Source organism: Patescibacteria group bacterium (genome assembly GCA_028716665.1).
Lineage (GTDB): Bacteria > Patescibacteriota > Patescibacteriia > UBA2591 > JAQUPP01 > JAQUPP01.
The window spans coordinates 300,596-322,710 of the sequence record JAQUPP010000002.1; the positions used below are offsets into that span (position 1 = coordinate 300,596).

At 33.1% G+C, this 22,115-nt stretch carries 35 protein-coding genes; all 35 read left to right on the forward strand.

Features of this window, described 5'->3' with window-relative positions:
* The first annotated feature begins 59 nt into the window (after positions 1-59).
* Positions 60-752, forward strand: a complete 693-nt coding sequence (locus PHF10_04700) for a hypothetical protein (GenBank protein MDD5535018.1) — start codon at positions 60-62, stop codon at positions 750-752.
* 153 nt (positions 753-905) lie between these two features.
* Entirely contained in the window at positions 906-1,286 is a 381-nt protein-coding gene (locus PHF10_04705) for a hypothetical protein (GenBank protein ID MDD5535019.1), read from the forward strand.
* A gap of 42 nt (positions 1,287-1,328) precedes the next feature.
* Positions 1,329-1,760 (forward strand): hypothetical protein, encoded by a 432-nt coding sequence (locus tag PHF10_04710; GenBank protein MDD5535020.1) that lies wholly within the window; start codon positions 1,329-1,331, stop codon positions 1,758-1,760.
* Positions 1,761-2,086: 326 nt separating this feature from the next.
* The gene (locus PHF10_04715) at positions 2,087-2,374 is read left to right on the forward strand and encodes a hypothetical protein (protein MDD5535021.1); all 288 of its coding nucleotides are present in this window, start codon (positions 2,087-2,089) and stop codon (positions 2,372-2,374) included.
* Positions 2,375-2,399: 25 nt separating this feature from the next.
* Entirely contained in the window at positions 2,400-2,645 is a 246-nt protein-coding gene (locus tag PHF10_04720) for a hypothetical protein (protein ID MDD5535022.1), read from the forward strand.
* A gap of 96 nt (positions 2,646-2,741) precedes the next feature.
* Positions 2,742-3,083, forward strand: a complete 342-nt coding sequence (locus tag PHF10_04725; GenBank protein ID MDD5535023.1) for a hypothetical protein — start codon at positions 2,742-2,744, stop codon at positions 3,081-3,083.
* A gap of 6 nt (positions 3,084-3,089) precedes the next feature.
* Positions 3,090-3,611: a hypothetical protein gene (locus tag PHF10_04730; GenBank protein ID MDD5535024.1), complete on the forward strand. Its 522-nt coding sequence runs from the start codon at positions 3,090-3,092 to the stop codon at positions 3,609-3,611.
* Between the two features lie 71 nt (positions 3,612-3,682).
* Positions 3,683-4,033: a hypothetical protein gene (locus tag PHF10_04735; GenBank protein ID MDD5535025.1), complete on the forward strand. Its 351-nt coding sequence runs from the start codon at positions 3,683-3,685 to the stop codon at positions 4,031-4,033.
* Complete coding sequence (locus tag PHF10_04740; GenBank protein MDD5535026.1) at positions 4,014-4,352, forward strand: hypothetical protein; 339 nt, start codon at positions 4,014-4,016, stop codon at positions 4,350-4,352. Before PHF10_04735 ends, PHF10_04740 begins: the two co-directional genes overlap by 20 nt.
* Before the next feature lie 116 nt (positions 4,353-4,468).
* Complete coding sequence (locus PHF10_04745; protein MDD5535027.1) at positions 4,469-6,073, forward strand: dihydroorotate dehydrogenase; 1,605 nt, start codon at positions 4,469-4,471, stop codon at positions 6,071-6,073.
* 146 nt (positions 6,074-6,219) lie between these two features.
* Positions 6,220-6,567, forward strand: coding sequence for a DUF5674 family protein (locus PHF10_04750; protein ID MDD5535028.1), 348 nt, complete (start codon positions 6,220-6,222; stop codon positions 6,565-6,567).
* A gap of 2 nt (positions 6,568-6,569) precedes the next feature.
* The gene (locus PHF10_04755) at positions 6,570-6,905 is read left to right on the forward strand and encodes a hypothetical protein (protein ID MDD5535029.1); all 336 of its coding nucleotides are present in this window, start codon (positions 6,570-6,572) and stop codon (positions 6,903-6,905) included.
* A 4-nt stretch (positions 6,906-6,909) separates the two neighbouring features.
* Positions 6,910-7,563, forward strand: a complete 654-nt coding sequence (locus PHF10_04760; GenBank protein MDD5535030.1) for a Type 1 glutamine amidotransferase-like domain-containing protein — start codon at positions 6,910-6,912, stop codon at positions 7,561-7,563.
* An 8-nt stretch (positions 7,564-7,571) separates the two neighbouring features.
* The gene (locus PHF10_04765; protein MDD5535031.1) at positions 7,572-8,546 is read left to right on the forward strand and encodes a virulence protein RhuM/Fic/DOC family protein; all 975 of its coding nucleotides are present in this window, start codon (positions 7,572-7,574) and stop codon (positions 8,544-8,546) included.
* A 5-nt stretch (positions 8,547-8,551) separates the two neighbouring features.
* Complete coding sequence (locus PHF10_04770) at positions 8,552-9,142, forward strand: MBL fold metallo-hydrolase (protein MDD5535032.1); 591 nt, start codon at positions 8,552-8,554, stop codon at positions 9,140-9,142.
* A gap of 141 nt (positions 9,143-9,283) precedes the next feature.
* The gene (locus tag PHF10_04775) at positions 9,284-9,646 is read left to right on the forward strand and encodes a type II toxin-antitoxin system Phd/YefM family antitoxin (protein ID MDD5535033.1); all 363 of its coding nucleotides are present in this window, start codon (positions 9,284-9,286) and stop codon (positions 9,644-9,646) included.
* A complete protein-coding gene (locus tag PHF10_04780) occupies positions 9,618-9,839 on the forward strand; it encodes a type II toxin-antitoxin system RelE/ParE family toxin (protein MDD5535034.1) in 222 nt (73 codons plus the stop codon). Before PHF10_04775 ends, PHF10_04780 begins: the two co-directional genes overlap by 29 nt.
* A gap of 18 nt (positions 9,840-9,857) precedes the next feature.
* Positions 9,858-10,673: a DNA damage-inducible protein D gene (dinD, locus tag PHF10_04785; GenBank protein MDD5535035.1), complete on the forward strand. Its 816-nt coding sequence runs from the start codon at positions 9,858-9,860 to the stop codon at positions 10,671-10,673.
* A 172-nt stretch (positions 10,674-10,845) separates the two neighbouring features.
* Positions 10,846-12,732, forward strand: a complete 1,887-nt coding sequence (locus PHF10_04790) for a DNA adenine methylase (GenBank protein MDD5535036.1) — start codon at positions 10,846-10,848, stop codon at positions 12,730-12,732.
* Position 12,733: 1 nt separating this feature from the next.
* Positions 12,734-14,125, forward strand: a complete 1,392-nt coding sequence (locus PHF10_04795) for a hypothetical protein (GenBank protein MDD5535037.1) — start codon at positions 12,734-12,736, stop codon at positions 14,123-14,125.
* A gap of 37 nt (positions 14,126-14,162) precedes the next feature.
* Positions 14,163-14,576, forward strand: coding sequence for a hypothetical protein (locus PHF10_04800; protein ID MDD5535038.1), 414 nt, complete (start codon positions 14,163-14,165; stop codon positions 14,574-14,576).
* Positions 14,577-14,650: 74 nt separating this feature from the next.
* Positions 14,651-14,839 (forward strand): hypothetical protein, encoded by a 189-nt coding sequence (locus tag PHF10_04805; protein MDD5535039.1) that lies wholly within the window; start codon positions 14,651-14,653, stop codon positions 14,837-14,839.
* Positions 14,840-14,843: 4 nt separating this feature from the next.
* A complete protein-coding gene (locus PHF10_04810) occupies positions 14,844-15,359 on the forward strand; it encodes a hypothetical protein (GenBank protein MDD5535040.1) in 516 nt (171 codons plus the stop codon).
* A gap of 11 nt (positions 15,360-15,370) precedes the next feature.
* A complete protein-coding gene (locus PHF10_04815; protein MDD5535041.1) occupies positions 15,371-15,736 on the forward strand; it encodes a hypothetical protein in 366 nt (121 codons plus the stop codon).
* Position 15,737: 1 nt separating this feature from the next.
* Positions 15,738-16,493 carry a PD-(D/E)XK nuclease family protein gene (locus tag PHF10_04820; protein ID MDD5535042.1) on the forward strand — a complete coding sequence of 252 codons (756 nt, stop codon included), beginning with the start codon at positions 15,738-15,740 and terminating at the stop codon, positions 16,491-16,493.
* Positions 16,494-16,504: 11 nt separating this feature from the next.
* A complete protein-coding gene (locus tag PHF10_04825; protein ID MDD5535043.1) occupies positions 16,505-17,353 on the forward strand; it encodes a BRO family protein in 849 nt (282 codons plus the stop codon).
* Between the two features lie 48 nt (positions 17,354-17,401).
* Positions 17,402-17,914 carry a dCMP deaminase family protein gene (locus PHF10_04830; GenBank protein ID MDD5535044.1) on the forward strand — a complete coding sequence of 171 codons (513 nt, stop codon included), beginning with the start codon at positions 17,402-17,404 and terminating at the stop codon, positions 17,912-17,914.
* A 14-nt stretch (positions 17,915-17,928) separates the two neighbouring features.
* On the forward strand, positions 17,929-18,420 hold the full coding sequence (locus tag PHF10_04835; GenBank protein MDD5535045.1) for a tryptophan-rich sensory protein: 492 nt from the start codon (positions 17,929-17,931) through the stop codon (positions 18,418-18,420).
* Between the two features lie 199 nt (positions 18,421-18,619).
* Positions 18,620-19,303, forward strand: coding sequence for a hypothetical protein (locus tag PHF10_04840; GenBank protein MDD5535046.1), 684 nt, complete (start codon positions 18,620-18,622; stop codon positions 19,301-19,303).
* Between the two features lie 21 nt (positions 19,304-19,324).
* The gene (locus tag PHF10_04845; protein MDD5535047.1) at positions 19,325-19,606 is read left to right on the forward strand and encodes a hypothetical protein; all 282 of its coding nucleotides are present in this window, start codon (positions 19,325-19,327) and stop codon (positions 19,604-19,606) included.
* Between the two features lie 62 nt (positions 19,607-19,668).
* The gene (locus tag PHF10_04850; protein MDD5535048.1) at positions 19,669-20,019 is read left to right on the forward strand and encodes a hypothetical protein; all 351 of its coding nucleotides are present in this window, start codon (positions 19,669-19,671) and stop codon (positions 20,017-20,019) included.
* A 102-nt stretch (positions 20,020-20,121) separates the two neighbouring features.
* Positions 20,122-20,349: an AtpZ/AtpI family protein gene (locus PHF10_04855; protein MDD5535049.1), complete on the forward strand. Its 228-nt coding sequence runs from the start codon at positions 20,122-20,124 to the stop codon at positions 20,347-20,349.
* A 101-nt stretch (positions 20,350-20,450) separates the two neighbouring features.
* Complete coding sequence (gene atpB, locus PHF10_04860) at positions 20,451-21,278, forward strand: F0F1 ATP synthase subunit A (protein ID MDD5535050.1); 828 nt, start codon at positions 20,451-20,453, stop codon at positions 21,276-21,278.
* Between the two features lie 41 nt (positions 21,279-21,319).
* The gene (atpE, locus tag PHF10_04865; GenBank protein ID MDD5535051.1) at positions 21,320-21,532 is read left to right on the forward strand and encodes an ATP synthase F0 subunit C; all 213 of its coding nucleotides are present in this window, start codon (positions 21,320-21,322) and stop codon (positions 21,530-21,532) included.
* 75 nt (positions 21,533-21,607) lie between these two features.
* On the forward strand, positions 21,608-22,096 hold the full coding sequence (atpF, locus tag PHF10_04870) for a F0F1 ATP synthase subunit B (protein MDD5535052.1): 489 nt from the start codon (positions 21,608-21,610) through the stop codon (positions 22,094-22,096).
* Positions 22,097-22,115: the final 19 nt, after the last annotated feature.

Consider the following 22,115-nt stretch of genomic DNA (forward strand, 5'->3'; position numbering starts at 1 on the left):
TTTATCTAAATTCCAACATCGTTCCATTTTCTCAGTTTTAAAAATTATTATTAAAATTTATGAAAAAAATTATTTATTACATAATTTGTGTAATAGTTTTCATTGTTTCATTTTTAGCAACCCTATTTTTACCAGTAAATGAAATTTTTAAAGGCATTTTAACATTCCCTGGTATTGTTGCTTTGTTATCTGTTTTATATCAACTATGGCGAGATGAACGAGCCCATGAGCGTGTTATTGAACTACAGAATAAACAGCAAGATTTTATTTTAGGGACAGCATCACATATGGCGGATGTAGTATATAATAAACACGTAGAATTTTGTGAAGAATATATAGACAGAGTACAAGAGGGATTCCAAGAATTATTAAGAGATGGTGTTTCTAAAAATGCACTCATTATCGGAGGGGATCTAATCAAAATAAGACAGAAACATTCTGCCTGGCTTACTCAAGAAATTGAAAAAAACTTAAAACCATTTGAACAAGCATTAATTAAAATAGGAGCCAAGGAAGGTTTTCTTCAAGATACAAGACTCCTCCCGGGAGAAGAAAGAAAAAAAATAGTTGACGAGGTTTATAGATCTTTCGGTTTAGTATTGGGACATGAAACACCAATGAGCAAAGAGGAGGCTGATATGAAAATAGATACAGTTATAGAAAAAATTAGAGAAATACTTGGAATAAATATTCTAACTGATTTAAGACTTAAGGCGGCTGAATTAGCTAAAAAAAGAATAAGTGATATATAAATTATAGATAAATAATTTACTTAATTTTAATTACCCACATTCCAATATCGTTCCATTGCTTCAGTAAATTATTGTAAAATATTATACATGAACGAAATAAAACTTCACAATCAATGGGTTGTTAAAGCTCCTATAAATGATGTATTCGGAATAATGACCGACTTCGAAAAATTTCCAAAGAATTTTCCAAAAGTCGCTGAATCAATACAGATTAATAAACGAGAAGGAAATTATGTAGAGATGGACGCAACCGTAAGATCATTCGGTAAAAAATTTCAGGTGAAGATGAAAACTCAAATTCTTCCGGGGAAAGGCTTTATTTCGGACAATGACAGTTATCAGTTTGGGACTTCCGGACACGAAGAGTTATTGCTTTCTGAACACGCCAAAGGAACTTTGATTGACTATACCTATCAAGTCACTATTCATAAAAAATGGCTAGGTATAATCGCCGTGCCATTACTACGCTGGTATTCAATGAAATACTGGGAAAAAGCAGTTATTGATCAGCTTAAAAAGTTTCTTGAGAAATAATGGTTCTAATATTGTCCAAGGCTTCCATGTTTAATTAATACTATGAATAATACTGCTAATGAATTAGGAACAAAAATATTGCTGATTGCTGTTATTGAAAAAGATGATGCGATTTTGATGCGAAAAAAACCAGAAGGTTCATTGCCATATAAAGAAACATGGTATCTGTTCGGCTGCGAACGCGTATTAAATCAAGACGATTCTAAAACAATATCGGAATACATTAAGAAAACCTTGAATATTGATATTTATTCTATTATACAAATAGGAGAGGATAGTGAAGTTAAGCAAGACCATGATGGAATTGTGAAAAAATTTATTTATATAGATTTTAGCTGCTTCTACAAGAACGGACTACCTAAAACACCCGAGGGAGCAGAAAAAGTTGAGTGGATACCTAAAGAAAAAATTAAGGAATATGACATTGTGCCTCCTTCAAAAAAACTTTTAAAGAAAATTGGGTATTTAAATTAGTTATTCATATTATATTTATTTTTTAAAAAACATTCTCATATTCTCAAGAATATGAGAATGTTTTTTATACACGAAGTTGAATTATAATTATATTATCGCCAAAAGGTGCGGGGTTGACCCCGTCAGAAGTTTGACGCAAGTTTTTATATTTTAAAATATTCAGAGCCGCAAAGGCGGCTTCGCCTAAAGCCTTTATATATCTATGGTTTATTGATGAACTTCTAACGGGGTTGACAAAAAGTGAAAAATTTGCTTAAATAATTAATAGCCAAACATAATTAAATATAACGTTTGGTGATAGATGGATTTTTACAAAGGAGGACAAAATGTCATTACTGACAACAATAGCTATAGTGCTGGAATTTATAGCTGTTTATTTTCTTATCTGTGCTTTCTGTTTTAAAAATCCCGGAGAAAAAATAGAGGCCATGATTGTTATAACAGGCATTATGTTTATTGAATGCCTGCTGTTTAGTATCGGTGATTGGCGGCATAATAGTATAGGGGGTTCTGTATTTTGGGTGATTCTCGCAGTTATCTGTTTGTTAATTTTTAAGAAGGGCATATCGGAACGCAGAAAGATTGAAAAAATTAATCTTAAAAAGGGGGTGTAAGATGTATAAACTTTTTGAAGTTAAAATGTTTAACGCATCGTCAACTGGAGAAGTAGAGGTGATAGAAATTCATGAAAAAAATGGATTTAAAAAACGCGTCGCTTTGCTTGGTGCGCAAGATGCTATTCACGGACATGGATTAATCACGGCTATAAATTACCTTGCATTCACATTCAACTTAAAACTTATTGCTGTTCTACCGCCCAAAGAAATAAATTCTTCTATAATTTACATTTTGATTATGGAAGAAGGGAAATTAATAAAGCATTAAAATTTCAATTCAAATGGAGATAGTAGTAATAACGCTATCTCCATTTTTTTATTTGTGATATAATATAAAGTATTAATTAATTTTAATAAAAATTATATGGGTATTTCAGTTGAATTTAATCCCGACCTTGCCTTGAGGGATATTTCCGAATTTAAAGCAGGCAGGAGAAAAATTGAAGAATGCATTCCTGACCCGTTAGAAATAAATAAAGTTTACGACTTTTTAAAAGAGGGCCAGCGTTGTTATTATTTTGGGGAAGAACTGCCGTTGTTGGAAACAAAAGGCATGGGAAATTTATCAAAACCAAAAGCAAGCATAATTATTTTGGAAGCGACTCATTTTAAGGAAAACGTTAAAATATACACCAAAGGAAAATATGAAGTGATTAAAATAATTCCAGAAGGAGAAATTTATTTTAACGGGATAAATAAAATTTAATTTTTTATGGAAATAGAATTAGAACGAACTTTTTTATTGAAAAATATTCCGGAGAAAATAAAAGATTGCAAATTCATCGAGATTATTGATATTTATATTCCGCAATCAGCGGCGCATCCGGTTTTAAGATTGCGCAAAAAGGGGAATGTTTTTGAAATGACAAAAAAATTTCCAAAAATTAATAATGACGCGTCGGAGCAGGAAGAACACACAATTGTTTTGTCAGAAGAAGAGTTTATCGCTTTGTCAAAATTGAATGGAAAAAAATTAAGAAAATTTCGTTATTATTATCCAATAAGCGATATGACAGCAGAAATTGATATCTATTTAGATGATTTGGAAGGGTTGGCATTAGCGGATTTTGAATTTAAATCAATTGAAGAAAAAAATATTTTCGTGATGCCGGATTTTTGTTTGGCTGATGTTACGCAAGAAAAAGTTGCGGCCGGCGGCATGCTGGCCGGTAGAAAATATTCAGATATTGAGCTGACTTTGAATAAATATAATTATAGAAAAATAAATATTTGACAAAAATCGAAAAAATGCTATAATATTTACATAAAATATAAACTAAATTAGTTATTTAAAAAGGGGGAAAGATGCTTGATAAAATATTACTGATAGTGATTTTGGTAATAGGATTAGTTGGTTTTGTCTTTTTTGTTTTAGCTCTTAGTAATTTGCCGTGGAACGAAGGAGAATCTAGAATCAATATGACAATTGCCATGACATTTGGTGCAGTTTTTTTCCTCAGCCTTGGTATTTTTACTATGATTTTTGGCGATAAATACGGACACATTTTTGATGTTGTGAGCCTTAAACATCCTTGCGTTATTGGCATTACTATCAGCGCTGCATTAATTTGCGCTTTTTTTGCCAAGCAGGGTATAAAGGAACTTAAAGAAATTAAGAAAAAAAAGGAGGCAGAAGATGAATGTAAGAATTCATAAAAAGAAAAATGGCTACACAATTGATACTGAAGGATATCGGGTAGATACTTTCTTTGTCAAAAAAGATGGCCATTACGCAATTTGGAGTGTAGAAAGTCAAAAAGCCGGGCATTGTGAAGTATACGGACGAGAAGCGGAATTGGTAAAAATTTTTGATTCCGAAGGAACAGATAAAGAAATAATGTTGTTCTGTCTGAAAAATGTGAAGAAAAAATTTAAAAATTGGTGCGCGTCCAAAGAAATACAGTTTACTACAATAAAAGAAGATGAAGGAGATTCCAATATTCTTGAGATTCCTTCTCCTTTGCAGATTAAGTAAAGAAATAATCTTTAAGCCGTTATCTCGCGAGATTTAACGGCTTTTTTATTTGCAAATTTATTTTATCTCGGCTATAATATTAATAATATGCGGCAGAGTAGAATCTATTTAAATTTATGAAATATAAATTTTTCAACAAAAAAATCAGCGGAATTTTTACAATACCTTCGGGTATTGTTTCTACTAATGTATCGGTGATTGAAAAAATTATTAAAGAGATTCCTGAAATCGGAATCATTACCACAAAAAGCATCGGATTAAAACCGAAAACAGGAAACAAGGAGCCGGTTATCGCGAAATACGCTCCTTTTTCTTTTATCAATGCCGTCGGACTTGCTAATCCGGGAGCGGAAGAATTTGCGAATCAATTATCAAAAATAAAAATTCCCGATGATAAATTTTTATTAATTTCAATTTTTGGAGATAGTGTCAGTGAATTCAGAGAAGTCGCGGAAAAATTATTTGATTGGGCGGATGGTTTTGAACTGAATATTTCCTGTCCGCATTCTGATAAATACGGCCAAGTCATAGGCCAGGATAAAAAATTAATAGGCGAGATAACAAAAAGCGTTGCTTCTTTTGGAAAACCGGTTTTTGTTAAAATCTCGCCAAGTTTAAATATTAAAGAAACAGTGGAATGCGTTGTGAAAAATGGCGCATCCGGAATAACAGCCATAAACACCAAGGGTCCGGAATTATTTTCACAAAATAATTTTTCTGTTCTTTTGAATAAAGTGGGCGGAATTTCCGGAAAAGCAATTTTAAAACTCGGTTTAAAAAGCGTGAAGGAAGTAAGAAAAATTACCAACTTGCCGATAATAGCCTGTGGTGGAATTTCAACAGCCGAAGACATAAGAAATTACAAGCAAGCCGGAGGGGATTTTTTCGGAGTAGGTTCTGCTTTAGCCGGAATGAATACGGAAGAAATGAAGCAGTATTTTCATCAATTGTCTTTGGATTTGGAAAAAGGAACAAATAAATCCGCCAAACTCTTAAAAAACAAGATAAACACGAAATATAAAAAATACAAAGTCATAGAAAATAAGCAAGTAACCGAAGATTTATTTTTCTTGAAGTTAGACGGGGACATAAAAATAAAAGCGGGGCAATTTATCTTTACTTGGCTGCCGGAAGTGGGGGAGAAACCGTTTTCCGTCTTTGATGACAAGCCGTTAACTTTATTTATTCAAAAAAGAGGCTGTTTCACGAACGAATTGTCAAAATTAAAAAAAGGAAATGATTTATATATCAGGGGACCTTATGGAAATTCGCCGATCATGAATGGAAAAATTTTATTGGTAAGCGGAGGGACGGGAATGGCGGCGCTTTATCTGTTCGCCAAAAGAAACAAGAAAACGATTGCGATTTTGGGAGCAAAAGATAAAAATCATTTGCCTTATATTGAAAAATTCAAATCAGTATGCGAAGAAATTTTTTTAACAACGGAAAATGGCGAAGTTGGACACAAAGGCTTGGTGACGGATGAATTGGAAAAAATTATAAAAAATACGCGGCCGGATTATTGCATTAATTGCGGTCCGGAAAAAATGGTGAAAGAAGTTATAAAAAGAGAAATTAAATATATAAATCCGGAAAAAATTTATTCTTCAATAGATTTTTTGACAAAATGCGGAATCGGTTTGTGTGGGAGTTGCGCCACTTCAAAAGGATACAGAAGCTGCGTCGACGGAAATTTTTTAAAAATAAAACAAATTCAGTAAGATTTAAATAAAAACATTCCGATATTCTCAAGAATGTCGAATATTCAAGGATTTGATTAAAATCGATCATCTCCTGATTTTTTTTATATTGCCATTTGCCCGTTTTTTTGGTATAGTAAAGATATAAATAATCATAATTTTATTATATGGAAGATGTTATTTTGATTACAAAACCTATTTCTAAACAAGAACTTAAAGAAATTGCCGTCAAAAGATTCGGCGATCTGGTAAAAGCAGTAGTTGATCTTGAAAAAGGAACAATGGCATTAGGAGCCGATTTGCACTCTGACGAAGAAGCATTTTTATTGAATAACGGTTCTGACCAGCAAAATTTGTGGGGTATCAATCTTTATCCGGATCTTGAAATGCCGGAAATGGTTGAATTTGATTCTGTTATTAATATTCGTCCAAAACAGAATAATCGCTCGCGTTCAGTTGAAAATGAAGAAATTAGAGAAAAAATTTTGGCAGTTGTTAAAAATTTTATTATTTAAATATGGATTTTATTCATTCTAATTTGGCAAATGGCCGTTGGTCTGTAATGACGTTAGCCGAGCAAATGGCCAATGTTGGCAGTGAATTTGAAAGGGCATTGCAATGGAAGAAAAAAAATAATTCGCAATTTTTTGACAATGCCGCGGCAAGAATGCTGGATTTAATGGATTTAACCATCAGCGACAAACGTTGGCACAACCATCGCCTTAAAGAATTAACGAGAATAAGAGAGGTGGTTTGCGAAGAATTATTTAATGAATCACCGAATCAAAAATCAATTGAAGGTTTGGAAAAGTATTTTTTAAGTTTCGGCTATCTGGCCAGATTAAATAAATAAGAATATGAAATTTTTACTTACTTCGTCAGGTCTTACAAACAAATCAATTGCCAAAGCTTTATTGGAATTGGTCGGTAAAAAAGCCAAAGAAACAACCATTGCTTTTATTCCAACCGCGGCCAATCCCATTCAAGACGACAAAACTTGGTTGATTAACGATCTGTACAATATCAAGAAACAAAATTTTAAAAGCATTGATATTGTTGATATTTCCGCTTTGCCGAAAAAAAATTGGCTGCCGCGGCTTGAAGACGCCGATGTTCTGTTTTTTTCCGGAGGAAATGTTTTTCATTTGATGTATTGGATGAAAAAATCAGGTTTGGCGAAAATCTTGCCCAAGCTTTTAAAAACCAGAGTTTACGTCGGAATCAGCGCCGGCAGCATGGTTACCACCAAAGACCTCTCATTCAGCTCTGCTAAACGCCTTTATTATGAAGATTTGAAAGGAAAGCCCGACGAAAAAGGACTCGGGTTTTTTGATTTTTATTTCCGTCCGCATCTCAATTCTCCGCATTTTCCAAAAGTCCGCAAGAAATTTTTGGAACAAACGAAAAAAGGATTAAAAGATCCCATCTACGCCCTTGATGACCAATCCGCCCTCAAAATTAAAAACAAAAAAATTGAAATCATCACCGAAGGCAAATATCTAAAAATATAGTTTCTAATATGAGTAAAAAAGAAATAAACAAGAATTTAGTTATTTATCAGGCGAAATCCGGCGCAATTGAGCTTCGGGGTGATTTTACGCGCGAAACCATATGGGCTACGCAGGCACAGATAGCTGATGTTTTTCAGGCTGAGCGATCAGTTGTGACTAAACATATTCAAAATATTATTAAAGATAAAGAATTGGATGCTAATTCAGTATGTGCAAATTTTGCACATACTGCGAATGACGGAAAAGTATATAAAGTGCAGTTTTACAACCTTGATGTAATTTTGGCTGTGGGATACAGAACTAATTCAAAACGAGCTATTGAGTTTCGCCAATGGGCGACCAAAACGCTGCGAAGCTATATCATTGATGGTTTTGCCGTGAATAAAAATCGTATTGCGAAAAATTACCAGCAGTTTTTAAATGTAGTTGATGATATTAAAAAATTCCTACCTGCCGGACCGGCGATGGAAGCAAGGGATGCAGTTGAGCTTGTTTCGCTTTTTGCCGATACTTGGTTGTCGCTTGATGCATATGATAGAGATTCTTTGCCAAAAGGGAAACTAACAAAAAAGAAAGTTGAATTAACGGCAGATAAAATCATTGACAGCCTTACTGAATTAAAAACAGAGCTTATTCGCAAGTCAGAAGCGACTGATATTTTCGGTATGGAAAGAAGCAGGGGATCTGTGGCGGGAATTGTCGGCAATGTAATGCAATCTTTCGGAGGCAAGGAATTATATGAAAGTGCGGAAGAAAAAGCGGCGCATTTGTTGTATTTTATGGTTAAAAATCATCCCTTTACTGATGGAAATAAAAGAAGCGGAGCATTTGCTTTTGTCTGGTTTTTAAAACAAGCCAATATTTTAAATGTATCAAAACTTACTCCTTCCGCTCTTACGGCACTTACGATTCTTGTCGCAAGTAGCGATCCGAAAGACAAAGATAAAATTGTGGCTTTAATTTTAAATTTAATTGCTAAATAAATTCGATGAGTAAAATAAAAGTTTTAATTCAAGGTTACGCCAAAGAAAAAAACGGACAAGAATTCGCTTCGTCAACAACCACGCTGATTCAAGAGAAAGGATTAAACATAATCGTTGACCCGGGAATGAACCGAAAATTATTATTAACGTCTTTGAAAAAACAAGGTTTGACTGTTTTGGATATAAATTATGTGATTTTAACGCATGATCACTCAGACCATTGTCTTTTGGCCGGAATTTTTGAAAAAGCCAAAATTTTGGACGCGGATGATATTTATTCATGGGACGGAAAAATCACCGGTCATAACGGTAAAGTCCCCGGAACTGAAATTAAAATTATAAAAACGCCCGGCCACGCCATGTTTCATTGTTCAGTTTTAGTCCAGACAAAGGAACTCGGAAAAACGGCCATTGTCGGCGATGTTTTCTGGTGGGCAGACGAAGAAAAACAAAAAACAGACCAACAAAGCCTGTTAAAACACAAAGACCCTTACGTAAAAAATGAAAAATTGCTCCTGGCAAGCAGAAAAAAGATTCTGAAAACCGCGGATTATATCATCCCCGGCCATGGAAAAATGTTCGAAACAGGGGATTAAAAATGGGGGATTGATTTAAAAAGCTTGCCCCGTAGCGAACTTGTTCTGCTTCTGGGGTTATCCACAATTCAAATTTGACAAATTATAATATGTACGTTATTATGTACATAGAGATTTATAAAAAATAAACAAAAAAATATTATGAATATGAAAACAACTTTGCCCATTTCTGAGGCAAGAAAACAAATTTTTTTAATCGCAGAAGAGGCCCAAAGGCCCGGCAATTATTATACTTTAACCGAAAAAGGAAGGCCAAAAGTGGTGATGATGTCTGCCGAAGAGTTTGAATCTTGGCAGGAAACTTTGGAAGTGATGCAAGAATTTCCCAATTTGAAGAAAGACATCGCGCGCGCCGAAGCGGAAATAAAAAAAGGTGATTATATCACCTTAGAAGAAATGATGGCCAAAAGCGGTTATATTTTAGCGGATAAATCAAAACAAAAATATGGCATATCAAATAATCATCGCCAAGAGTGTGCAAAAAGAAATAGAAAAGTTAAATAATGTTTTTCAGATAAAAATTCAACTTGCGTTAGCTCAATTGGCAATCAATCCTTTCATTGGGAAAAAATTAGAAGGCGAATATAAAGATTCGTGGTCATATCGCGTTTGGCCGTATCGCATTTTGTATAAAATTCGCAAGCGCGAATTGGAAGTCTGGATAGTCAAAGTCGGACATCGACAAGGAGTTTATTAATAAAATTAATATAAAAATATGACAGATGATATAATTATTAATTCCCTTAATAAAGATTTTGAGAGTATTAAAAAAATTACTAAAAATGGTATTGAGTATTGGCAAGCTCGCGAATTAATGCCTCTTTTAGATTATCCAAATTGGCAAAAAGCAGAAGAAGTGATAGCTAGGGCTGCTAGGGCCTGTATTAATAGCGGCCAAGCTGTGGATAACCATTTTCACCAAATGGTTAAAATGGTGGAGATTGGCTCAAGTACAATGCGAGAAATAAGAGACTGGAAATTAGATCGATATGCTTGTTATTTGGTTGCGCAAAACGGCGATCCTAATAAGCAAGAGATTGCTTTGGCTCAGACTTATTTTGCCATTCAAACAAGAAAACAAGAAATATTTGAACAACTTTCTGCTTCCGATAAACGACTTTTTATTCGTGGCGAAGTAACGGCGGAAAATAAAAAGCTTTTCAGCACTGCTAAAAGAGCCGGTGTAACAAAATTCGGTTCATTTAATGATGCTGGCTATAAAGGATTGTATGGAATGCCTCTTGCGGATATTGAAAATAGAAAAGGAATAAGGAAAGGAGAACTTTTGGATCGTGCAGGAACAACTGAGCTGGCAGCAAATTTATTTCGAATAACTCAGACTGATGAAAAAATCAGAAAAGATGATATCAGGGGGGATGACCTTGCGTCAAGAACGCATTTTATGGTCGGTGGTAAAGTCCGACAGACAATCAAGGATATAGGCGGAACACTTCCGGAAAATCTTCCGCCGGAAAAACATATTAAGGAATTAAAAAGTGAGAAAAGAAAAAGTTTAAAAAAAAGAAACTAACATATACTTACAAAAAATATCTCGATATTTTTATTGGAAATGATAAATAATAATATAAACGAAGCAGAAAAAAGATTTTAAAAATCGCGGATTATATCATCCCCGGCCACGGAAAAATGTTCAAAACAGGGGGAATAGTATTAAAAATAAAAAATGATAAAATAAGATAATTATGCGTTTTATTGGTTGTAAAGAAAATTTACTTGGTTTTATAGAAACCTTTGTCAAAAAAAAAGACATAAGAGGTAATACCTTTTGTGATCTTTTTGCTGGAACAGGAAGTGTCGCTAAACATTTCAAAAAGCTTGGCTATAAAATTATTTCATCCGACCTTTTATATTTTTCTTATGTTTTGCAAAAAGTTTATATTGAACAAAATCAATATCCTAAATTCGCTAAATTATTAAAATATTTAAAAATAAATCCCGTAGAGGAAACTCTTTTTACTAGTGACAGTCAAAACGCAAAAGAAGTAATCAAATGTCTTAATAATTTAGAAGGAACTGAGGGTTTTATTTATAAAAATTACTCACCTGAAGGCACACGGGGTCAAACAAATCTTCGTAAATATTTTACTGGCAATAATGCCAAACAAATTGACACGATAAGAGAAAAAATTGAGGAATGGAAAAAATCAAATTTCCTTAATGAGCAAGAGTATTTTTTCTTACTTGGCGCACTTATTGAAGCAGTGCCATTTGTCGCAAATATCAGTGGGACTTATTCTGCTTTTCTTAAAAAATGGGACAAGCGAGCATTTAAAAAACTAACACTTGAAGTGCCAGAAATTATTAAGAGCAATGAAACACATAAAGTGTTTAATATTAATGGTTTAAATGTTTTTGATCAGATAAAAGGAATTGATATTTTATATCTTGATCCGCCCTACAATGAGAGACAATACGCACCGAACTATCATATTTTAGAAACTATCGCAAAATGGGATAAACCAGAAATTAAAGGTATTACTGGAATGAGAGCTTATGAAAATCAAAAATCTGAATTTTGTAATTCAAAATCTGGTATTAAAGCTCTTGATGAAATTATTAAAAAAAGCGACTTTAAACATTTAATTTTGAGTTATAATGATGACGGTATTATGCCAGAAAATGAAATATTAAAACTATTTAATAATGCTGGAAAAATTGAGGTAACAGAACAGGATTATCAAAGGTATAAAAGCAATAATAATGGCGATCAAAAAAATGGAGTAAGGGAAAAACTTTATTATCTTAAAAGAGTAAACCATAATAATAAACTTAATGATTTAAGCGGCTCAGAGTGGATTTACTTTTTAAATTCGGTTGATGTAACTCACTATTCAACAAAAGGAATAGACGGCTTTGCCCATCATTTACGTGGAAAACATCCCTCGCCTAAACCACCTCAATTGATGAAAAAATTTATTGATTTTTTTACAAAAGAAAATCAAATCGTCCTCGATCCATTTATGGGCGTTGGCGGAACATTAATTGCTTGCTCATTATCTAATCGAAAAGGAATTGGTATAGATTTATCAAAAAAATATATTGATTTATATAAAAAGGTTTGTAAAGAACTTAACGTTGTTGAGCAAACAACGATTGTTGGTAATTCCACAGGAATAGATAAATTATTAAAAAAAGGTACGACTATTGATTTTATTCTAACTGATCCGCCATACGGTGAAATGTTAAGTAAAAAACGAACAGGACAAAGAAAAAAGAAAACAGGTATAGCCGTAGCCACGCCATTTACTAATCACGAAACTGATTTGGGAAATATGGAACGAGAAAATTTTCTTGAATCATTAAAAGAGATAATTGCAAAATCAGCGGAATATCTAAAACCAAAAGGATATATTGCTGTTTTTGTAAAAGATTTACAACCTAAAAATGGCGAGCATAATATGCTTCATGCTTTTATAACAGATAAATTATTAGAAATTCCAGATATATCTTTTCGGGGTTATAAAATTTGGTATGACGCAACGCAGAAACTTTATCCTTTTGGCTATCCGCACGCTTTCGTTGCCAACCAATTTCATCAATTTATTATGATATTTCGTAAAGAAAAGTAGTATGAAAAATAAAAATTTGTGGATTTTAACAGAAGAAAGACCAAAGCGAGAAGTTATCGCTAATATTTTAATGATGTTTGCAAAAAATAATGAATTTGTCTGCTTTGTTGACACTATCCGCATTTTACCAATTTTAGAGAATGGTAAATTTTCATTTTTATATGAAGTGGTTGGTTTTCGTTGCAATAAAATTGAGAGAGTTTTTATAAAATCTGTTAGCGGTTTTGGTAGTTTTGTTGATTTTTTAATTTTTTTTCAAGAAAAACAGCCGATACAAACAGATTTACCAATATATGCGATAGAAGAAACAAAAACTGATGATAAAGAAAGCAGAAACACAGGCGTATATCAGCGTGCTTCAAAATTTGTATTTATCGAAAAATACTATCCTAAAATAAAGAAAGTAATGCTTTATAATTTACAGATAGAACAAAAAGAGATACCAACAGCTACTTATATTTTCGGCACACGATTATTATTAACTCTTGGAGTTGAAATACTCGGTAAAAAACTAGATAGTAAAATTTTTCAGCCATTTCATTCACTTGATGAAATTATTGCTCTTAAAAAAGCAATGAGAAAAGCCCATAAAGGCAATGTCCCGATTTTAATTAAAAAAATTGGCAATAAAATTACAGTTTCTGGTAGATTATATAAATCAGATGGGCTTGCTCATGATCCAAATATCGGGGCATTAAGTTTGATTTGCGCCGTTATTAGGGAATTAGGTTGGGATGGTGAAATTATTATTACTAAACACGGCTTAAAACAAAAACATATTCAAACTGATAATAAATTTATAAAAATTGCTAACAAGTTGAATATAAAAATTCATGGACTTTTAATCCCTGTCAGTAAACATAGAGATAATTATTGGAAATATGAAACAGAGGGCGAAAAACTTGGCACAATTTTTATTCATTTAGTAGTTGAGAATTTTACAGAAGGATATGCAATTTTTGAAAATCATGCTGGATGTGAAAAAGGTTATTTTATAACGAGCGATGGCAAACATATTCCACTTGAAAAATACTCAGATAGAAAAGCATACAAAGCCGGAAATAAAAATAAAATAATTAGCATCCCTGATTTAATTTTGATTGATTTTGGAAGAAGTGAGATTGTCAATATTGAGGGTAAAAAATATCAATTTCGCCAAGACGGAATTAAAGAATTAAAAGGTTTTGGTGATATAGAAAAAACTTATATCAAAAAATATTATCCGAAATTTAAAATTACTCGTACTGTCGTTTTATATGGCGGAACTAAAACAAAAATTATTGAAATTGAAGTAGGTTTTTTACTCAATGAAAACGGCGATCTTATACTAGGAATGAAAGCACCAAAATTATTTAAAGAAGCAATTAAAAACCTTTTAGATTTTTGGTTGTAATAAAAAGATTAAAATTATATAATTAAATCTCAAAATAATGGAGAAGAAAATAACAGAAGATTTTGTTAAACATGCAATAATTAAGTGGCTATCATCAAATGGTTGGGGATATTTTCAATTTGGAAATTTACATGATCATGGTGTTGATCTTAAGGCTAAAAATTTTAAATACTCTCGATATTTTTTTATTGAAACAAAAGGGCAAGGAAAAATAAGACAGGCAGATGAGGTCGCTTTTATCTATTCACTCGGGCAGATTATTACAAGAATGAAATCTGGCGGATCAACACGAAATTATTATGCATTAGGATTACCTGATGTAAGTGCAAAAATTGCTATTCGGCGTATTCCGTGGCAAGTAGCTAAAAAACTTTTACTTTATGTATTTTCTGTAGATAAATCTGGAAAAGTAAAACAATACTCTTGGCAAAATCTTAAAAAAATTCAATAGGCAGTGCACTAATTTTACTGACAAAAAATTAGGCGAAAAAAAATAATATATTATAAAATAATTTTAAAAATTTTATGAGTAAAATTCAAACTAATTCAGGACAAATTAGAAAAAAAAGAGAGGATACTTTAATTAAAAATATTGAAAAACAATATGGTGTTAATTTTGGCGTGCGAGGCGACGAAAAACTTGGAACATATCTTAGAGACAAAGGACTTCCTTCTCTTTCTAAGGCTCTAGTCAAAGTGACAAAAAAGAGATAACCATATGAATATTGATACTTTTTATAAAAATGTTAAATGGAATCTTGAACAAATCGTGGTTCAGGTTGGACATGCAGAAGGAGTAAAGGGAAGAGCTAGAAGCGGATATTATAAGTCGGCAATTATTTTAGCCGCTTCAATAATAGAAGCACTTGCATATAAAATATTAGAGCAAAATTATTCTCTAGAAATGCCGTTAGAAGATTGGAAGTGTGTACGTTCAAATTTTTTGCCCGAACAATATAAAAGCGATAAAGGAGAAAGGTTAAGTATTTGTGAGAGAAAAAGATTTAAGTTTGAGCTAAATAAACAAACTGATTTCAAAAAGGTAAACGAGGTTTGTCATTTCCTTAATGTTTTCTCAACAAAATCATTCAAAAAAATAGAAAAGGTAAGAAAATTAAGGAATAGAATACATATTCAAGGATTAGATGATTTGGATAGAAGTTATACAAAAAAAGAATTGGAATTTGTTTCATCTGTCATGAATGAATTACTAAACAAGATTAATCATGGATAATTTATTAAACTATGATTAACAATATCGAAAAATTAACTGAGTCCCAACTTGTTGAATATACGGGCGAAAAAGCTAAACTTTCAGGAATGTCGAGCGGACTTGATGCCCAACAAGCTCAGGCTGAACTTACCAAACGTCTAATTGACAGTATTCGAAATTTTGATGATGCCTCTTCTAGATATTCCAAAATTTTATTAATACTCACAATGATTTTAATGGAAATTGGTATTTCTCAAATACTTATAACTTTATTTCAATTTGAACGGTTATGGGAAAAAATGTTAATATACTTTATTATTCTTTTGGGTTTTATTATATTATTTATATATGCTTATAAATCAATTTTTAATGACGACAAAAAATTAAATAATAAATAATATGTCTGAATATTATAACCCAAACAGAACAAGAAATCTTTACAGTCCTATTTCAAAGGAAGTTTTTCGTTTAAGTCGGTCAAAGATTGATTTATTCATAAAATGTCCGAGGTGTTTTTATTTGGATCGCCGGCTTGGCGTCGGCCAACCGCCCGGATTTCCGTTTTCCTTGAATTCCGCCGTGGATAAACTTTTGAAAAAAGAATTTGATATTCATCGGGCTAAAGGAGTGGCGCATCCGTTAATGACCGAATATGGCGTGGACGCGGTGCCGTTGGTTCATAAAAAAATGGAAGAATGGCGTGATTCTTTGCGCGCCGGCATAACTTATCAAATACCCGGCACGAATATAATGATTACCGGCGGCGTGGATGATGTTTGGGTAAATCCGAAAGGCGAATTTCTGATTGTTGATTACAAAGCCACTTCAAAAAGTGAGGAAGTTAATTTGGATGCCGAATGGCAGATTGGGTATAAACGGCAGATGGAAATATATCAATGGTTGTTCAGGCAAAATGGTTTTAAAGTGTCTTCAACCGGTTATTTTGTTTATTGCAACGGCGACGCGGACAAAAAAGCGTTTGACGGCAAATTGGAATTTGACATCAAAATTATTCCGTATAAAGGCGATGATTCTTGGGTTGAAAAAACCGTTAAAGAGGCGATAGAGTGCCTTAATTCCGACATTCTCCCTAAACCCGGACCCGACTGCGACTTTTGTAAATACCGCCAAGCGGTCAAAAAATTTGAGAACTAAAATAATAATTTATGATAAATAATAAACAAATCACGATTTTTGAAGGTCAAAAAATCCGCCGGCTATGGGACGAAAAAAAAGAAAAATGGTATTTTTCAGTTATTGATATTATGGCCGTTCTTACAGAGCAACCCGATTTTAAAAAAGCGCAAAGCTATTGGACAACGCTTAAAAATCGTTTAAAACAAGAAGGGAATGAGTCTGTCACAAAATGTGACAAACTGAAATTACAATCTACTGATGGAAAGTATTATAAAACCGACACAGCCGACGTAGAAACAATTTTGCGCCTTATTCAATCAGTTCCGAGTAAAAAAGCTGAACCGATAAAATTATGGCTGGCGCGCGTGGGTTATGAAAGAATACAAGAAACCGTTGATCCGGAAAAATCAATCAATCGGGGCAGAATGAATTGGCAAAGAATGGGCCGAAGCCAAAAATGGATACAGCAAAGAATGATGGGGCAGGAAATCAGAAATAAATTGACGGATTATTGGAAAAATAACGAAGTCAAAGAGCAGGACGAATACGCTATTTTGACAAATATTATTCATCAAGAATGGATCGATTTGTCGGTTAAGGATCATAAGAATTTAAAAAAATTGAAAACAGAAAATTTGCGCGATCATATGACGGATGCGGAATTGGTTTTTTCGGCCTTGGCGGAACTTTCCACACGTGAAATCGCCGAAACAATGAAAACAAAAGGCTTGGAAGAAAATAAAATTCCGGCGGTTAAGGGAGGCCGCATTGCCAAAAATGCGCGATTGGAATTGGAACAGAAAACCGGCAAAAGTGTTGTCAGCAGAGAAAATTTTTTACAATCTCCAAAAAATGGAAAAAAATTAATTAAAAAATAATTATAGCTTGATTTTAATTTGCTTTTTTATTAACTTTAAATAAAAATTATGAGACCGACAAAAAATGAATACTATTTAATGATTGCCGAGAGAGTAAAAAATCGTGGCACTTGTCTTCGCGCTAAAATTGGAGCGATTATTGTCAGAGATGATCAAATTATCGCTACCGGTTATTTGGGCAGTCCAAGACAAACAAAAGATTGTCTTGAAAGAAATGATTGTCTAAGAGACAAATTGAATATTCCTCACGGCCAAAGATATGAACTTTGCCGAAGCGTACATGCTGAACAAAATTGTATTTTAAACGCTGCCCGAGCAGGAGTATCTCTTTTGAATGGCGATATGTATATTTACGGTGAAAATCAGAAAGGTGAAAAAACCGATGCTTTTCCTTGTTTTATTTGCAAAAAAATGATTATCAATGCCGGTTTAAAAAGAGTGGTTTGCTCCACAAGAGAAGGGGATATAAAAGTTTTTAATGTTGAAGATTGGGCGCGCGATTGGCAAGAAAAAGATATTATAGACGATCAGCAACAATACGGAAAAGACCAAAATAAATAATAAATAAAAAATATATGAATAAAAAAAATGTTATCAAGTTTTTAATTTATTTCGGTTTTTGTGAATGCGCCGGCGCCATTGGCAGTATTTTCACCGTTTCGGCCATCAAAAATTGGTATGTATTTTTAGAAAAACCGTCTTTCAGTCCGCCAAATTGGTTATTCGGTCCGGCCTGGACCACACTTTATCTATTAATGGCAATTTCCATTTTTCTCATTTCGTCCTCTTACGCTAAAGCTACAGAAGGACAGAGCAAAAAAATAAAAATGGTTTCTCGTCTTTTCTGGATTCATTTATTTTTTAACGCCATTTGGTCATTTTTATTTTTCGGATTGGAGAGCCCATTACTCGGACTTTTTGACATTATAATTTTATGGGTGATGATCGGAATTTTGACTTTTCAATTCTTCAAAATCAGAAAACTGGCCGGAATTTTATTTATTCCTTATTGGCTTTGGGTTTCTTTTGCCACAATTTTAAACTTTTTTGTTTGGAAATTAAATTAACCCTTCGACAAACTCAGGATAAATCCTTCGACAAACTCAGGATAAATCCTTCGACAAACTCAGGATAAACCCTTCGACAAACTCAGGATAAACCCTTCGATACTTCAACAGATTCAGTACAAGTAAACTCAGGATAAATCCTTCGATACTTCAACAGATTCAGTACAAGTAAACTCAGGATAAATCATTTAATAAATTTATGAAAAATAAAAGACTCATTTTGATTTTTATTTTAATATTTATGGCAATCGGGTGCGGCATTTATTTTTTGATTTTTAAATCAGTTAATAAAGAACCCCCGAAGCCGCTTACGGCGTCAAAGCCAACTGTTTTTTGGATTGACAACAGGACATTATCAGTACTTTTTAAAATTGAAAATCCCAACAGAAATTACGGATCGGATAATTATTCATACACGATCAATCTTTATGACGACCATGAAAATTTGATAAAATCAATTCAGAAATCACTTTTTATTTACAGAGGAGAAACTCAAACTTTGGCTGAAACAAAAATTGATACGGGCGGAAATATGGTTGGCCGGGCGGAAGTGGTTATTGGCGACACAAATTGGATTCCGGCGATCAATTTTACAAAACCTATTTTAAAAACGGAAGCTTTGGAAACGACCAAAGAAAAAAACAGTTCTTATAAAATCAACGTAAAATTATATAATCCGAATGATTTTGATATTTCCAAACTTGTTGTCAGCGCGGTTTTGTTCAGCAAAGAAGGACGGGAAATGGCAGTGGTCAGAGCGGACTCGGATTCCATGAAGGCCAAAAGAAGCAAGGGGCTTATATCTTACATAAACATTGATTCTTCCATGGAACAATATCTTGACATGTCGGCTACAAAATTTTACATATACGCCAAAAAATAAATAATTTAAATAATAAATTTTATGAAAAATTTTGAAACACCGAATTTATCAGCCGAAACAAAAAGAGAGAAAGCGTTAAATCCCAACGAAACAAAAGAATTGGGACAAGATATGAAGGAATATACAGAAGGATTAAAATTAAGGATTGAAGAAATTAAAACAGAATTAAAAACAGAAACCAATACGGGGATAAGAGTTGAACTGGAAAACGAATTGGCGGATTTGGAAGAACAATATGAAGGATTAAAGGGTTTTACCGACGACATTGAATCGGGAAATTTTGAAGAAATTATTGAGAAATAATCCATTGACGTATTTTAATTTTTCGGCTATTATATAAAGAAGGTTCTTTAAAAGGAGGAAAAATGAAAAAGAAAAAATATTCATCGTTTTATCGGGAATTTAAGGAAATGCATGCAATGCGAAAAAAGATTGATGCGAAATGTAAGCAAATAAATAAATTAATGGCAGAAAAAGGCAAGTTAGAGAAAGAAAAGGTTAAAAAACTTAAGAAATTTGTAGGAAAACGAGTTGAAATATGTTGGGACGACGATTCGCAATGGAAAGGTAAAATAGAGTGTACTTTAGTTAAAATTTTTGAAGATCGTAATTTTGGCTGGGGATGTAAAATAGAACAGAAATCCATAAAATATATTCGTGGTCCCGAAACAAAAATATTATTTGTGAACGAAATTACGAAGATAGAAAAAGTTTAATTTAAAAAAGGTCCGCAATAATTCGCGGGCCTTTTCTTATTGATTTTTTTATATTTATCGTCTGGACAAAAATTTTAAAATTGATATAATTTTAACTCATATATGTCTAAATTCGCAGATAAACAATATTTAATGGAATCTTTGAAGATATTCAGCCGGTTGTCGGTTTGGATTGTTTTCCCGGCTCTTTTGGGAGCTTTATTGGGAAAATGGCTGGATAAAAAATATAACAGTTCGCCGCGTTGGTTTTTAATCGTCATCGGCTTATCTTTTATTTTTTCAATGATTGCTTTGGTCAAAAATACTTTAGAAGAATATAAAAAGTATTAACTCTTTGATATCTGCGCTCGCTCGGAAAAGTAATCCACTAGTAAGCGAACTACTTTTCTCTCACTCGCTTGATAATAAAAAGATTGAAAAACGCAAATAATATGTCTAATAGTGCCGGAGAACAAATTTTGCACGAAAATACTTTATATGCCGAACAGGTTTTTCATGTCGGTAATTTTCCCATTACTAATTCCATAATTAATTCTTGGATAGTAGTGATTATTTTTGTCGTCGCTTTGGTTTGGTCTTTAAAAGGAAAAATAAAACAAGTGCCTCGCGGCTTGCAGAATGCCTTGGAAATGGTTTTTGAATCATTTTTTGATATTTTTGATTCGGTTACCGGCAGTCGCAAAAAGACTTTACACTTCGCTCCGTTTGTTTTATCTTTTTTCTTTTTTGTTTTAATCAATAACTGGATGGGTCTTTTGCCCGGAGTCGGATCTATTGGCCAGATAGTATCCGAAGGAGGGCATAAATTATTTATTCCTTATTTTCGCGGCGCTACGGCTGATTTGAACACCACTTTGGCTTTGGCTTCCTTGGCGGTCGTAGTCAGTCATATTATGGGAGTCGTGGCTGTCGGTTGGTGGAAATATCTGAACAAATTCATCAATTTTAAAATTTTATTGGAAATACCGAAAAAAATTATCAAAGATCCGACTATCTTGCTTATTAACCCGATTAAATTTTTTGTCGGCTTGATTGAAATAGTGGGTGAGTTGGCAAAAGTTGCCAGCTTATCTTTTCGTTTATTTGGAAATATTTTTGCCGGTGAAGTATTACTGGCCTCAATGTCGGCCATATTCGCTTTCGGTTTGCCACTGCCGTTTATGTTTTTGGAAGTTATTGTTGGTTTCATCCAAGCTTTGATTTTTTCAATTTTAGTGTTAATATATCTATCCATTGCCACTACGGCGGAAGAACATTAATTAAAGGTCAATTTAAAAAAATATAAATTATTAACAACACTATGGAAAATATAATGTTAGCCAAAGCTTTAGCTATTGGTATCGGCGCTATCGGTCCCGGTTTGGGTATCGGTTTCATTGGCGCGAAAGCCATGGAAGCGATCGGCCGCAATCCGGAAGCTTCCAGCAAAATTTTAGTGCCAATGTTATTGGCCTGCGCTTTTGCCGAAGCTATTGCCATTTACGCTTTAGTTATTGCTTTCAGTATCAGTTAACATCAAATAGCAATTTGACGAACTGCTCCTTTTTCGGGAGCAGAGGTTAAATTATTATTATATTAAATTTTTTATATGGATTCATTAGTTTCTATTTTTCACATTGATTTTAAATTATTTTTGGCTCAACTGATTAATTTCGCGATTATCTTTTTTGTGCTTTATAAATTCGCTTTTAAGCCGATTGCTAAAGTAATGCAAGAAAGAACCGTGACGATTGAAAAAAGTTTGAATGATGCCAAGGAAGTTGAAAAAAAATTGGCCGAAACAAATCTTGAACAAATTAAAATTTTAAACAGCGCCAAGAAAGACGCTTTGGCTATTGTTGAAAATGCCAATCAGTCGGCTGAAATCAATAAGCAAAAATTAGTTGAAAAAACCAAATTGGAAGTGGCGGCTATTTTTGAAAGCGAGAAAGCCAAAATCGCTCAAGAAAAAGAAGAATCAATCAAAGAAATAAAAAATGAAATGACTGATTTGGTGGTTTTGGCCGTGGAAAAAGTGCTTAAGGAAAAAATGACTGATGTTAAAGATAAAAAAATAATTGAGGATTTAATTAAATAATAAAAGGGTATAATATATT

What these genes read in the sequence shown, in the direction of transcription:
- PHF10_04700 (MDD5535018.1), top strand. Translation starts at nt 60, where the DNA reads ATGAAAAAAATTATTTATTACATAATTTGTGTAATAGTTTTCATTGTT.
- PHF10_04705 (MDD5535019.1), top strand. Translation starts at nt 906, where the DNA reads ATGACCGACTTCGAAAAATTTCCAAAGAATTTTCCAAAAGTCGCTGAA.
- PHF10_04710 (MDD5535020.1), top strand. Translation starts at nt 1,329, where the DNA reads ATGAATAATACTGCTAATGAATTAGGAACAAAAATATTGCTGATTGCT.
- PHF10_04715 (MDD5535021.1), top strand. Translation starts at nt 2,087, where the DNA reads ATGTCATTACTGACAACAATAGCTATAGTGCTGGAATTTATAGCTGTT.
- PHF10_04720 (MDD5535022.1), top strand. Translation starts at nt 2,400, where the DNA reads ATGTTTAACGCATCGTCAACTGGAGAAGTAGAGGTGATAGAAATTCAT.
- PHF10_04725 (MDD5535023.1), top strand. Translation starts at nt 2,742, where the DNA reads ATGGGTATTTCAGTTGAATTTAATCCCGACCTTGCCTTGAGGGATATT.
- PHF10_04730 (MDD5535024.1), top strand. Translation starts at nt 3,090, where the DNA reads ATGGAAATAGAATTAGAACGAACTTTTTTATTGAAAAATATTCCGGAG.
- PHF10_04735 (MDD5535025.1), top strand. Translation starts at nt 3,683, where the DNA reads ATGCTTGATAAAATATTACTGATAGTGATTTTGGTAATAGGATTAGTT.
- PHF10_04740 (MDD5535026.1), top strand. Translation starts at nt 4,014, where the DNA reads ATGAATGTAAGAATTCATAAAAAGAAAAATGGCTACACAATTGATACT.
- PHF10_04745 (MDD5535027.1), top strand. Translation starts at nt 4,469, where the DNA reads ATGAAATATAAATTTTTCAACAAAAAAATCAGCGGAATTTTTACAATA.
- PHF10_04750 (MDD5535028.1), top strand. Translation starts at nt 6,220, where the DNA reads ATGGAAGATGTTATTTTGATTACAAAACCTATTTCTAAACAAGAACTT.
- PHF10_04755 (MDD5535029.1), top strand. Translation starts at nt 6,570, where the DNA reads ATGGATTTTATTCATTCTAATTTGGCAAATGGCCGTTGGTCTGTAATG.
- PHF10_04760 (MDD5535030.1), top strand. Translation starts at nt 6,910, where the DNA reads ATGAAATTTTTACTTACTTCGTCAGGTCTTACAAACAAATCAATTGCC.
- PHF10_04765 (MDD5535031.1), top strand. Translation starts at nt 7,572, where the DNA reads ATGAGTAAAAAAGAAATAAACAAGAATTTAGTTATTTATCAGGCGAAA.
- PHF10_04770 (MDD5535032.1), top strand. Translation starts at nt 8,552, where the DNA reads ATGAGTAAAATAAAAGTTTTAATTCAAGGTTACGCCAAAGAAAAAAAC.
- PHF10_04775 (MDD5535033.1), top strand. Translation starts at nt 9,284, where the DNA reads ATGAATATGAAAACAACTTTGCCCATTTCTGAGGCAAGAAAACAAATT.
- dinD (MDD5535035.1), top strand. Translation starts at nt 9,858, where the DNA reads ATGACAGATGATATAATTATTAATTCCCTTAATAAAGATTTTGAGAGT.
- PHF10_04790 (MDD5535036.1), top strand. Translation starts at nt 10,846, where the DNA reads ATGCGTTTTATTGGTTGTAAAGAAAATTTACTTGGTTTTATAGAAACC.
- PHF10_04795 (MDD5535037.1), top strand. Translation starts at nt 12,734, where the DNA reads ATGAAAAATAAAAATTTGTGGATTTTAACAGAAGAAAGACCAAAGCGA.
- PHF10_04800 (MDD5535038.1), top strand. Translation starts at nt 14,163, where the DNA reads ATGGAGAAGAAAATAACAGAAGATTTTGTTAAACATGCAATAATTAAG.
- PHF10_04805 (MDD5535039.1), top strand. Translation starts at nt 14,651, where the DNA reads ATGAGTAAAATTCAAACTAATTCAGGACAAATTAGAAAAAAAAGAGAG.
- PHF10_04810 (MDD5535040.1), top strand. Translation starts at nt 14,844, where the DNA reads ATGAATATTGATACTTTTTATAAAAATGTTAAATGGAATCTTGAACAA.
- PHF10_04815 (MDD5535041.1), top strand. Translation starts at nt 15,371, where the DNA reads ATGATTAACAATATCGAAAAATTAACTGAGTCCCAACTTGTTGAATAT.
- PHF10_04820 (MDD5535042.1), top strand. Translation starts at nt 15,738, where the DNA reads ATGTCTGAATATTATAACCCAAACAGAACAAGAAATCTTTACAGTCCT.
- PHF10_04825 (MDD5535043.1), top strand. Translation starts at nt 16,505, where the DNA reads ATGATAAATAATAAACAAATCACGATTTTTGAAGGTCAAAAAATCCGC.
- PHF10_04830 (MDD5535044.1), top strand. Translation starts at nt 17,402, where the DNA reads ATGAGACCGACAAAAAATGAATACTATTTAATGATTGCCGAGAGAGTA.
- PHF10_04835 (MDD5535045.1), top strand. Translation starts at nt 17,929, where the DNA reads ATGAATAAAAAAAATGTTATCAAGTTTTTAATTTATTTCGGTTTTTGT.
- PHF10_04840 (MDD5535046.1), top strand. Translation starts at nt 18,620, where the DNA reads ATGAAAAATAAAAGACTCATTTTGATTTTTATTTTAATATTTATGGCA.
- PHF10_04845 (MDD5535047.1), top strand. Translation starts at nt 19,325, where the DNA reads ATGAAAAATTTTGAAACACCGAATTTATCAGCCGAAACAAAAAGAGAG.
- PHF10_04850 (MDD5535048.1), top strand. Translation starts at nt 19,669, where the DNA reads ATGAAAAAGAAAAAATATTCATCGTTTTATCGGGAATTTAAGGAAATG.
- PHF10_04855 (MDD5535049.1), top strand. Translation starts at nt 20,122, where the DNA reads ATGTCTAAATTCGCAGATAAACAATATTTAATGGAATCTTTGAAGATA.
- atpB (MDD5535050.1), top strand. Translation starts at nt 20,451, where the DNA reads ATGTCTAATAGTGCCGGAGAACAAATTTTGCACGAAAATACTTTATAT.
- atpE (MDD5535051.1), top strand. Translation starts at nt 21,320, where the DNA reads ATGGAAAATATAATGTTAGCCAAAGCTTTAGCTATTGGTATCGGCGCT.
- atpF (MDD5535052.1), top strand. Translation starts at nt 21,608, where the DNA reads ATGGATTCATTAGTTTCTATTTTTCACATTGATTTTAAATTATTTTTG.